Below are 11,618 nucleotides of genomic sequence, written 5' to 3' on the forward strand. Positions count from 1 at the left end.
TTTTGTCAGTTGGCGCGGCTTAGATCGTCAGCATTTCCATTTCGCGCGGTGCGGCGGGGCTGGCCCCTTCGGCCCGGGTGGTTTGGAAATCCTCGGTGCGCGGGCTGCGCAGATCGTGCCAAATGCGGCTATTGTGACGCGGAATGGCCAAAATCACCTTCTTCGCTCCGGCCTTGCCCTTATCGCGATAATAGCCATGGGCTTCACCGCATTGGACCCAAGCGGTCTTTTGCAATTCGGTGTCGACTTCGCTGACAAAGGCATCGCTTGCGGCCTTGGTCACATCGAAGGAGGAGAGTTGCTCATCGACCATCCATTGGAGCAGTTCGATGATATAATGCACCTGCTGTTCGCTCACCACCGCGTGATTGGCGACCAAATAGCTGTAGGGCGCGCCCATGAAGACGAAATTGGGGAAGCCGGTGACTAGCATTCCTTCATAAGAAAAGGGGTGTGGTTCAAAGGCTTGCTGAAGGGTGGTGCCACCCGTGCCGCGAATGTCGAATTGTCTGCCAAAATGCAGATCATATCCGGTGGCAAGCAGCAGCACATCGCATTCAATGCGCGTGCCGTCCGCCAAAATCACAGCCTTTTCATCCGCCTCTGCCAAGGCGCCGCGAATGATCGAAACATTGTCTTTCTTTAGCGTGTCATAGAAACCGCAATCCAAAATCGGGCGCTTGGCAAAGACGGGATAGCTTGGTGTCAGCAATGTCACCATGTCGGGATCATTGGGGAAGTGGCTTTGCAAATAGCCTTCCGCAAACATCCGCATGCCATCATTGATTGGACCGAAACCGCCTGTTTTCGCGGCATGATCTTCGTCCTTTATCACCATGCCGTGCATATTGCCAAGCTGGCTTTCTAGGCTTTGCAGGCGCCTCCAGTTGACGACAAAAGGTATAGTTTCCATCGCGATGCGTTCTGCGGGGTCTACATCGGCGTGGGCCTGCTGATTGGGGATGATATGTTCTGGCTGGCGCTGAACGATCACCAATTCGCCGACCTTGTCCGCAATCGCAGTCGCTACCTGCACGCCAGAGCAACCGGTGCCAACCAGCACCACTTTTTTGCCCGTCAAATCCACATCATGGTCCCATTGCGCCGAATGGATGACGGGGCCTTGGAATGCGTTCAGATTTTTCACATTTGGATAGTTAGGATTGTTATTCGGGCCAACCGCCATAATCAGCGCGTTGCAGACATGGTCTTCCTTCACCCCGTTGCGAACGGCGTGAACGGTCCATAATTTCCGTCCCTCATCCCAAGTCGCGCCCTCGACCCGTGTGCCGAAGCGAATATGATCGCGTAGGCTATACTGGTCGGCGACCTTATCAAGATAGGAAAGAAACTCTGGGCCGCGTGGGTAGAATTTCGTCCAAGACGCATTGGGTTCAAAGGAGAAGGAATAGACGCGGCTGGGCGTATCCACCGCAGCCCCGGGATAGGTGTTGGTCAGCCAATTGCCGCCCACCTGATCGAGCGTCTCCAGCACCTCATAGGCAAAGCCGGCCTGCTGCAATTTAATCGCCGCATTAATGCCCATCATGCCCGCGCCGACAACGATGACTTTGAAATCGGCGGGCGGCAATTGCTGAGGTTGGCGGACGCGGGTGTCCTGGGTGAAGCCAGCGTGTTGGAAAGCCACTTCCATCGACATTTCCGGAATATCTTGGCCCAACAGCAGGCGCGACATTTTGCGGAACATCGGCAGATCAATCTGCGCCATAACGGATGCTTTGCCTGATTTTAATGCGGTCAACAGCTTTGTGCGAATATCGGCGGCAATGGCAGGGTCTACAGGTTCACGCGCTTCGTGGGCATTGATATCGCGAAACGCCTCGACAACGCTTTCCTGCTTGCCATCCAGCGCATCCCAATAGCGCTGCAATAATGTGCGGTCGCCAGTGATTTGCACCAGCGACATCAAGGCCATCACTGGATCCAGTCCGCCAACCAAAGCCTCTAAATCAGGGGTGTCGGCCGCTACATTTGCCGAACCGAAACTCTGCGCTGTCATCCAAATATCCTTCCCATTGCCGCGCCCGTTTCAAACTCGGGCCGACTCATTCATGCATTTAAATTGCACATGAGTGTGTAATTAGTCAAAAGGGAATTTAGACTTGCCTTGCAAGGCGAACTTAGGGACATGGGGAGACCATGGATGCGAAGAAACCGATCAGCCGCGCAGGCCGCCCAAGCGCTGAGGAAGCTCAGAAGAAAAAGGCGGCGCTGCTGACCGTGGCGATGGAAGAATTTGCCAATGTCGGTTTTGAGGCGGCATCCCTGCGCGATATCGCCCGAAAAGCAGATATCTCGAGCCGGACGCTTTATAATTATTTCGCCGACAAAGTTGCTCTGTTTGATGCGTGCATCAGCCAATCGGGGCAGTTGATGATATTGGATATAGGGGAATATCAAGGCACGCTGTTGGAACGATTGACGCATCATACGCAGGTTGTAATGGCCCAACTTGCGAAGCCAGATAGTATCAAAACAGCGCGGATTATCTATCGGGAAAGCGGTCGCTTTCCGGAATTGACCGCAATTTTTAAACGGCAATTTGAACAAAATCAAATTAACCCAGTTGCGGATTTATTGGTCGAAGCCGGATTTGACGCAGAAAATAGCCGCAAATTTGCCGCGCATTATGTCGCTATGGCCTTCGGTGAATGGCAGAGGCGTGTATTATTTGGCGGCGCAACACTGACTGACACCGAAATCGCAGCACAATCGCAGCAAGCATCAGAAATTTTTGTGAAAGGCATCGGTGCTAATCAAGATCAGGACTTCTGTGGTTGCCGCCCGTAAGGCAAGGGGGATTCAGAATTTCTGAACGGCTGGTCAAGAGCGGTCTGCTGATAGGCTCCTTAGATACGTATAGGCCTCTCCTTCCCACGTGAGAAATATTGTTGTGGCTCTAATTCAAGGCAGCGCGTAAAACCTAATCTATCGGCATGGTCAGGACCCAGTAATTGGATGTGTTGGCTGTGATTCGGGCGCGGGTTGAAGATCAAAGATAAATAAGTGCTATGTATTGGCGGACGTGAAAGCAGATGACGCGGGGCCAGTCCTTTTCCGAAGAACTGCCACGGTCGGACGCGAGTTGATGATCGCCGCGTTGTGAGCAACATGCTCTTCGTGACTTCGTCACTACGACGAAGTCCAACCGCTCCGCAATCGAAGGGGGCGCAGTGTTCATCGTGACTCGTTCGGTCAATTTTTTCGCTATCATGGGACATTCAGACTTCGTATGCGCCATGCAAAGTTTATGGCGCTCGAAATTAGTTGGAAGTGTCACCGGCTGCCATCCAAGCAGTGCTATGCAAACTTTAGAACGCTGACAGTCTCGTGATTAGCTAATTCTAGACGAGCAGTATCATAATGCTGTAAGCTTATCTTGTTTATGTAACGTTCTGTCTAAACTGGGCACCTAACCCGCGCCGAAAGGCAAGTGGTTGTGAAAGAATGACGGTATCGGAAATCCATTGTTCCTATTTTAAGAGTGTATTCAATATATTGTGTAGCCGTTTGGTTCCGTCCTCGGGCACCACTTGTTTTGATCAGAAAATATCAAATGGTTACAGCTTAAAAGCAACTTCGCCAGCCTTCAGACGTAATTGCTTTGTGATCTCGGAATAGCGCCTGACAAAACTTCGTACCTCAAGGTTAGACTGCCGAGATAGAGCTGGATTACAGCGAACTTTCGCCGCGCGAACTGGCGGTGAGGTTCACCGCCAGTTCGCGCGAATTCGTGTCCGACGCCACGGTTTACCGGCTTCCGAAGTCCCATGATCTGATCACCAGCCCTACCTATCTTGTGATCAAGGCCGCCGATCAGTTCCACACCAAGATGACGCGGGTGAATGAGATGTGGCAGGCCGACTTCACCTACTTCAAAATCATCGGGTGGGGCTGGACGTACCTGTCGATCGTGCTTGACGACTTCTCGCTCGACATCATTGCCTGGAAGTGGTGCGCCGACATGCGGGTCGAGGAACCATTGATACGCTGGACCTCGCCTCGATGGCTTTTGGATGTGCCAGCGCCGCGGTGCTGGCAAGCCCAAGCTGCTCAGCGTTAATGGCCCGAGCTGCAGCGCAAGCTCGCCGCTTAATATCAACCCCAAGACGAGGGCGCACTCGGCTCATTTAGGCCACCAGTTGTGCCAAATGTTCTGACGGCGGACAGGCGCGACATGGCGCTGGAATTGGGCGCAACCCATGTGATCAATCCGGCATTGGGGAATGTGGCGGAGCAAGTGAGGGGCATCGTGCCGGAAGGGGTGGATTTTGCGTTTGAAACCAGTGGCCGCGAAGCGGTGGTCGAAGCCGCGCTGGCCTGTCTGACTAGCCATGGCTTATTGGGCTTGGTCGGTGTTTCGCCAACGCCGGACGCCAGCCTGACGATTAATTTGGCGGCGCTGATCACTTATGGTCACCGTATCCATGCTATCATCGAAGGCGACAGCGATTTGGACGGCTTCATTCCCGAACTGGTCGACCATTTCCGCGCCGGACGTTTCCCGATTGACCGGCTGACGAAAAGCTATCCCTTGGCCCAGATTAATGAAGCGGTCGCGGCACAGGCCCGTGGGGATTGTATCAAGGCGGTCTTGATCCCTTAACGGGGGGCGCAGCCTTGGATCAGCACATCCGCCATTTTGCGTGCCATATCTACGGCTCGATCGGTGCCTTCTGGGTCAAACCAGCGGGCGGGCCAATTCAGGGCACCGGCAAAGGTCAGCGCCGTGACATGTTCATCCGCGACGCTGATCGACCCATCCGCTACCGCATCGCGAATGAAGGAGCGCAGCGCATTGTCGATGTCGCGCTTGCGATCGCGGACTTGGCGCGCGCTGTATGGCGACAACATCTCATCGCCAGTACGCACCACGCATCGTCCGAAATCACTCATTGTTACAAGGGCATAGCTTTCCAAAAAGCTGCGCAATTGGTCCAGCCCTGTGCCAGAGCGTTGGCGCGCATCCTCGGATGCTTCCAACAATTGGTTCAGCCCGATGGTCACGCATTCCAGCAAGACACCGTCTTTGCTGCCCAGATAATGATAGATGGTTGGCTTGGAAATTCCAAGGCTGGCCGCGACATCATCCAGCGATGTGGAATGAAATCCCCGCGTGTTGAACATGCGTACGGCGGCGCGCAGCACGGCGTCCCGCTTGGCGCGCCGTGTCGCCGCGCGTTCGCTGCTGGTGGGGAAGGGTGAGCCGTCGATCTGAGTCATGCGCTATGATTGACATTTTGCGCGTGAGAACGCAATTTACTCATGAGTAAAATTTAGGCGAGTTGGTATATGATTCTGAATGAGACGCAGTCTGCCATTGTCGATGCGGTTCGCGCCTTTGCGCAGGACCGCATTCGTCCCTTCTCGCTGAATTTCGAAACGGCGGGGGCCTATCCACCCGAATTATTTCAGGAAATCGCCGCTTTGGGCCTGATGGGTATGACCATTTCCGAAGATTTGGGGGGCGCAGGCGCGGATTATGTGTCCTATGCTTTGGCATTGATGGAAATTGCGGCGGCGGATGGCGCGCTGTCGACGATCATCAGCATTCAGAACAGCCTGATTGTCGGGTCACTGGCCCGTACTGGTACCGAAGAACAAAAGGCTCGCTTTCTGCCGGACTTGATTGCGGGGCGTATGCTGGGTGCCTTTGCCTTGACCGAAGCAGATGCGGGATCGGATGCGTCTGCCATTCGTACGCGGGCGACGCGTGTCGATGGCGGTTGGCGTTTGAACGGGGCCAAGCAATTCATCACGTCAGGTAAGATTGCCGGTCTGACCATTGTCTATGCCGTCACCGATCCGGATGCGGGCAAGCGCGGCATCACCGGATTTTTGGTTCCCACCGACCGCCAGGGCTATATTGTGGACAAGGTGGAGCATAAATTGGGGCAGGCTGCATCGGATACTTGCGCCATTCGCTTTGATGATCTGTTTTTGGAAGATGATCTGCGCTTTGGTACAGAAGGCGGCGGATATTCGCTGGCCTTATCCAATTTGGAAGTCGGGCGTATTGGCATCGCTGCGCAGGCCATTGGCATGGCGCAGGCCGCGCTGGATATCGCCGTCGGCTATGCGCGCGACCGTATGTCGATGGGGAAAGCGATTATCGAACATCAAGCGGTCGGGTTTCGCTTGGCCGATTTGGCAGCCAAGCTGGAAGCCGCGCGCCAGTTGGTCCTGCATGCCGCCAGCGCCAAAGATGCCGGTCTGCCCTGCCTGAAAGAAGCGTCGATGGCCAAATTGGTCGCTTCTGAAACGGCGGAAACTGTCGTCTCTGGCGCAATCCAAACCCTTGGTGGATATGGATATTTAGAAGAATTTGGCTTGGCCAAAATCTATCGCGACGTGCGCGTCTGCCAAATCTACGAAGGCACATCCGATATCCAACGCATGGTGATTGCCCGCGCTTTATAAGGTGAACCATGGCCAAATCTGTAATTTTTGACGTCCAAGACGGCGTCGCCACCATCACGCTCAATCGCCCCGATGTTGGCAATGCCATTAATTTGGATATGGCGCGTGCGCTGGTCGATGTCGCCATTCGCTGCGAAACGGATCGCTCCATTCGCTGTGTTGTGCTGACGGGCGCTGGGCGTTTATTCTGCGCTGGTGGCGACGTGAGCAGCTTTGCGGATGCGGGCGACGGTGCGTCGGCCTTGTTGAGCGAATTGGCGGGCACGCTGCATATGGCAGTTGCGCGTTTCTCGCGCATGGCTTGTCCGCTGTTGACCTTGGTCAATGGGCCTGCGGCGGGCGCTGGGCTGAGCTTGGCGATTGCCGGCGATGTGGTGCTGAGCGCACGCTCGGCCCATTTTACGGCGGCGTATAGCGCGATTGGCTTAACGCCCGATGGCGGGATGAGCTGGCTGTTGCCGCGCTTGGTCGGCTTGCGCAAGGCGCAGGAGATTATTCTGACCAACCGCCGGATCAAAGGTGAGGAAGCCGAAGCCATTGGGTTGATCACGCGCTTGGTGGATGATGCGGCCTTGACCGCAGAGGGGCAAGCGGCCGCCAACCAACTGGCGGCATCGGCGGTTGGCGCGGTCAGCGCGGCGCGGCGTTTGTTACAAAGATCCTTCCAAAATGGGCTGGAAGGCCAGTTGGAAGATGAAGCGGCATCCATCGCTTCGGCTGGCGCTCGCCCCGAATATCAGGAAGGGCTGGCGGCCTTTCTGGCGAAGCGTCCCGCCAATTTTCTGGGGCTGTAGCCAGCGTTTACGGCGCATCCCCCCGCCATGATTTTCGCACACCGCCGGATATCTTCAGCGCAGCCGCAACGACGGCCAAGAGGCGCTGACCGGTCGGTGATATATTTCCAATGTAGAGAGGGTATTTCATGCAAATTGACGGCGTAAGCGCCATCGTCACAGGCGGTGCATCTGGTTTGGGCGGTGCAACCGCAGCCCGTTTGGCCGCTGCTGGCGCGAAGGTGACGATTTTTGATCTGAACGCGGAATTGGGTGCGACCCATGCAGCGGCGATTGGCGGCCATTTTCAGCGTGTGGACGTCACTGACGCCGACGCCGTAGACGCGGCCCTGACCGAAGCCGAAGCAGTGAATGGCAAGGCGCGCATCTTGGTCAATTGCGCGGGCATTGGCCCCCCGGCCAAAGTGGTGGGCCGCGATGGCAACGCCATTCCGCTGACCGACTTTACCAAAATCGTGTCGATCAATCTGTTCGGGACATTCAATGTTTTGTCGAAATTCGCGGCGCGCATCCATGATGCCGATGTGATTGGCAAGGAAGAGCGCGGCGTGATCATCAACACCGCTTCGGTTGCGGCGTTTGATGGCCAAATCGGCCAAGCCGCCTATGCCGCCTCCAAGGCTGGCGTTTCGGGGATGACCCTGCCTATCGCACGGGAATTTGCACGATATGGCATCCGCGTGATGACAGTGGCGCCCGGCCTATTCCTCACCCCTTTGTTGGCATCCTTGCCACAAGAAGCGCGGGATAGTTTGGGCGGTCAGGTGCCATTCCCCGCGCGACTGGGCGACCCCGACGAATATGCGATGATGGTCGAATCCATCGTGCGCAACCCGATGCTGAACGGCGAGACTATTCGCTTGGACGGCGCCATTCGGATGGCCCCGCGCTAAGCACAGCTTCAAAAGGGCGCGGTCCATTGGCGACCGCGCCAAAGCGTTTGTGCGCGATGTTATGGCCTCATATAGGCCATCATGGCCTGCCAGCCGATGCGCTGATTGCATCGTCACGGTGCTTAGTAGGTGGCGGCGCGATCAGCATTTCTGTTGCGCAGACCAAGTTGTAATTTGCATCTTATCAACTGTGCGACGGTCGCGAGCGTCATATGTGTGCGGTGCTGAAAGCCGCGCTCTGTTGGCGCTTCGATGCTAGGCATAAGGGCAAATGCCGTAGCATCTCGTTTGGTTTCTATCCCAAGATGATTCACGTCGATATGCGTGCAAAGCGAGCAGTAGCCTACCGAGTGATCGCGAGCGGAGGAAAAGGCGCGAAGTCAGTCGGTGGATGCCGAAAATAGCCGCCGATCCCGCCTGAATGTCGAAATCATCCACTCAGGGGTCGCAGAGCTGGCCCCCAATTATATGTGATACATATAGTCGATCGCTAAATCCTAGGCGAAACTAGTTTTTATCGGCAAATTGAACTGCAATTTCACGCAATTCTCGTTTCAGGATTTTGCCAATTGGACTACGAGGAAGCTGCTCAATCACATGGATAGCCGAAAGCCGCTGCCCTTTACCCAACTGCTTGTTGACGCTTGTTAAAAGTGATGGGACGTCCAATTGTTGGCCGCGCGGTTCAACAAATGCAACTGGTGTTTCCCCCCATCTTTCGTCTGGGACACCGACCACCGCGGCTTCCCGCACAGATTGCGACTGCATGATTATGTCTTCGAGGTCGCTTGCATAGATATTAAAGCCGCCCGAAATGATCACATCTTTTTTTCGGTCTAGAAGGAAGAGAAAGCCTTCGTCATCCATCCACCCGATGTCACCACTTTTTTGGAACCTTCGACCATCAGGGGCGATCCAGATTGTTTCTTCTGTGGCGTCGGCTTGGTTATGATAGCCGCGCATCATTTTCGGCGACCATCCTGCAATTTCGCCCTTCGCGCCTGTTGGCAGAATCTGTCCCTGATCGTCCAAGATCACAACGTCGCTCCCTGCCGTTGGTTGTCCCACGGACGCCAGATGATTGGGATGTTCATGGGCTAGCAGGATGAAGGAGACGCCTCCTTCCGTCATGCCATAGAATTCGACCAAACCGCCTGCGGGCCAACGATCTAAGATTTCGCGTTTTTTAGCGGCAGCTAGCGGAGCGCTTGTGCAAAATTTCACATGGAAGGACGAGAGGTCTGTGGTGTCAAATTGTGGCGAGGATAATATTCTATCATATTGAACTGGAACTAATATTTGGTGGGTTGGGCGGAATTCACCCGCAATTTTCAAGAACCGATCCGCATCAAATTTGGGCATAATATAGGCCGCCCCGCCTGCAGCCATGACCGATAATAAGCAGAATAAGGTGGTGTTGCTGTAAAGCGGTGTCGAAATGATCGTCCGGCTGCGCTGATCCATGAGAAAGCCGCCGCACATGTCTGCAATTTCCCGCGAACGATAACGGCGATCATGCATGATGCCCTTGGGGACGCCTGTTGTTCCAGAGGAGTAAATAAGATTAAAACCATGATCGGGTTCGATATTTACCTTGGGATGAACGGCGGGATATTCCGCCATGAAAGCGGTAAGGGATGCCGGATTGAGCCGGACAATATGATAGTCAGGCCTGTTTTCCCAATTTTCAAAATGACGTCCGAATTGAGCGGCATAGTCATCCGACAGGAATAAAATTTTCGCTCCGCTATCTTCCACCATGGCTAGGGTCGCGGCAGGAGATGCCAAGGTTGATAAGGGCACGCACGTTGCTCCCGCCCGCAAGGAGCCGAAGAAAACTAACATATATTCAATGCTATTAGCAGAAAGAGCGGCCACTTTCGGGTCGGGTCCAATGGATTTGGCGATAAGCGCTTGGGCGATTTGATTGACATAGGCGTCCATTTCGACCCAGCTCAGCGATGTGATGCCGTCCGTTAAGGCCAGCCGATCCGAATTTGTCGTTGCACCTTCGACCAAATATTGATCGAAATCTTTGAATATATTCGTCATAGCAATTGTTCCGCCCTAAGGTTGAAGGTCATCGGCCATATGGGCCGCAAGAGCGCGCCGGCCCCATAGGAGAGCGGCAAGCATGATAAATGTGGCAACGCTTGCTACAATGGCGATGCTCGTTCCGACGGCCTGTTCGTCTTGCAAAATCTGATTGGTCACCAAGGCAACGATCGTTGCACCGCATGCCAAGCCGACAAGGTTGATGATGAAGAGGAAAATCGCGGATACCTGCCCACGCACTTCTGCAGGGGTAATCTGTTGCAAGATAGCCGGATATACAGCGACTGGAACCATCCCAAAGAAATTGGTGAGCATTAGGCCGCTGACCTTGGCCCAAAAGATTGGCGGGCCGAAGATTGTTATATGTAATGCCAGAACCGACGCTGCTCCGCCCAATGCCATGACCCAAAGTGCGCCATGCGCTATGCCGCGTGCTCGTAAAGCATCGGCGGACCAACCAGCCAGCAATCCGCCGGCAATCGCTGAAGGGATATAGACCAAGCCCATCAGCACGCCGGTTTGACTGGCGCTCCAACCGACAACGCGCACAAAATAGGTCGGCAGCCAAGCGCCCACCCCATAGCCTGTTAACAGTAAAAAGGCCGTCGCAATGGTGAACGGTCCATAGATGGGGCGGTTGCTCCAAAGTAGCTTTAATACATCCGAGAAGCTTGAGGTCGAAAGGCTGTTGCCATGAGTTGATAGGGAGGATTTCTGCCTTATGGGTTCGGGCGTGAAGGCCAGCGGAATGAGCATGGCAAGGCTTAGGCCACCCACGGCCAATAGCACCAATTGCCAAATTTTCAGTGCCCCCAATAACGGAAGATTGATCGCCGATATGCCTTGGAAGACGCCGATCACCAAACCGCCTAGCAGCAAGGCCGCGCCGCTGCCGCCGACGACGCCCACGACCATGAAGATGCTCATCACGCGGTTCAGGCGCTCTGGCGGGAATAGGTCAGGGATCATTGAATAGGCAGCCGGCGTCAGGGCTGCTTCGCCCAAACCTACGCCCGTACGTGCGACGAAAAGCTGAAGGAAGCTTTGTGCCAAGCCGCATGCCATGGTCAACAAACTCCACAGAGCAACGCCCAGCATGATTACATATTTTCGCACCCATAGATCGGCAAAGCGGCCCATAAATAAGCCGCTGACCGTGTAGACCAAGCCAAAGGCCGCGCCGCTCAATAGGCTTATTTCTGTATCACTAAGCTGAAGATCCGCTTTGATCGGCTCAATCAAAAGCACCAATATCTGCCGATCCAAAAAGCTGATCATATAGGTGATGGCGAGCACGAACAAACTGCTCCAGGCGACCATTGGCGTTGGATATCGGTATGTGTTGCCCATTGTGTCGGATCTCGTTTTTGCTGTTATCACAGCTATTTCCTCACCCAGAAGTGGGCAACGCCCGCAACCTTGGCTCTCCCATGCC

General features: G+C 54.7%; 9 protein-coding genes and 1 pseudogene. 6 read left to right on the forward strand and 4 right to left on the reverse strand.

The features are described from left to right. Positions 1-19 precede the first annotated feature (19 nt). The gene (locus LKO31_RS11840; RefSeq protein ID WP_227690776.1) at positions 20-2,020 is read right to left on the reverse strand and encodes a flavin-containing monooxygenase; all 2,001 of its coding nucleotides are present in this window, start codon (positions 2,018-2,020) and stop codon (positions 20-22) included. Positions 2,021-2,160: 140 nt separating this feature from the next. On the opposite strand from LKO31_RS11840, the gene LKO31_RS11845 reads away from it, so the two are divergent. The 3 genes and pseudogenes from LKO31_RS11845 (at position 2,161) to LKO31_RS11855 (ending at position 4,627) form a co-directional block, all read left to right on the forward strand. Further along, the gene (locus LKO31_RS11845; RefSeq protein ID WP_227690777.1) at positions 2,161-2,811 is read left to right on the forward strand and encodes a TetR/AcrR family transcriptional regulator; all 651 of its coding nucleotides are present in this window, start codon (positions 2,161-2,163) and stop codon (positions 2,809-2,811) included. A gap of 871 nt (positions 2,812-3,682) precedes the next feature. After that, positions 3,683-4,106: pseudogene (locus LKO31_RS11850) on the forward strand (DDE-type integrase/transposase/recombinase); the annotation flags it as partial. A 59-nt stretch (positions 4,107-4,165) separates the two neighbouring features. Next, complete coding sequence (locus LKO31_RS11855; RefSeq protein ID WP_227690778.1) at positions 4,166-4,627, forward strand: zinc-binding dehydrogenase; 462 nt, start codon at positions 4,166-4,168, stop codon at positions 4,625-4,627. Here LKO31_RS11855 and LKO31_RS11860 read toward each other — a convergent pair. Then, positions 4,624-5,244: a TetR/AcrR family transcriptional regulator gene (locus LKO31_RS11860; protein ID WP_227690779.1), complete on the reverse strand. Its 621-nt coding sequence runs from the start codon at positions 5,242-5,244 to the stop codon at positions 4,624-4,626. The genes LKO31_RS11855 and LKO31_RS11860 overlap by 4 nt on opposite strands. 69 nt (positions 5,245-5,313) lie before the next feature. On the opposite strand from LKO31_RS11860, the gene LKO31_RS11865 reads away from it, so the two are divergent. The 3 genes from LKO31_RS11865 to LKO31_RS11875 all read left to right on the forward strand — a co-directional run bounded on the left by LKO31_RS11865 (position 5,314) and on the right by LKO31_RS11875 (position 8,128). After that, positions 5,314-6,441 carry an acyl-CoA dehydrogenase family protein gene (locus tag LKO31_RS11865; RefSeq protein ID WP_227690780.1) on the forward strand — a complete coding sequence of 376 codons (1,128 nt, stop codon included), beginning with the start codon at positions 5,314-5,316 and terminating at the stop codon, positions 6,439-6,441. Between the two features lie 8 nt (positions 6,442-6,449). Further along, positions 6,450-7,235, forward strand: coding sequence for an enoyl-CoA hydratase/isomerase family protein (locus LKO31_RS11870; protein ID WP_227690781.1), 786 nt, complete (start codon positions 6,450-6,452; stop codon positions 7,233-7,235). A gap of 128 nt (positions 7,236-7,363) precedes the next feature. Next, on the forward strand, positions 7,364-8,128 hold the full coding sequence (locus tag LKO31_RS11875) for an SDR family NAD(P)-dependent oxidoreductase (RefSeq protein ID WP_227690782.1): 765 nt from the start codon (positions 7,364-7,366) through the stop codon (positions 8,126-8,128). A gap of 507 nt (positions 8,129-8,635) precedes the next feature. Here the strand turns inward: LKO31_RS11875 and LKO31_RS11880 are convergent. Together LKO31_RS11880 and LKO31_RS11885 are read right to left on the reverse strand one after the other, a co-directional pair. Then, positions 8,636-10,180: a class I adenylate-forming enzyme family protein gene (locus tag LKO31_RS11880; protein ID WP_227690783.1), complete on the reverse strand. Its 1,545-nt coding sequence runs from the start codon at positions 10,178-10,180 to the stop codon at positions 8,636-8,638. Between the two features lie 15 nt (positions 10,181-10,195). After that, positions 10,196-11,503: an MFS transporter gene (locus LKO31_RS11885; RefSeq protein ID WP_227690784.1), complete on the reverse strand. Its 1,308-nt coding sequence runs from the start codon at positions 11,501-11,503 to the stop codon at positions 10,196-10,198. Positions 11,504-11,618: the final 115 nt, after the last annotated feature.

Source organism: Sphingopyxis yananensis (assembly GCF_020687785.1).
GTDB lineage: Bacteria > Pseudomonadota > Alphaproteobacteria > Sphingomonadales > Sphingomonadaceae > Sphingopyxis > Sphingopyxis yananensis.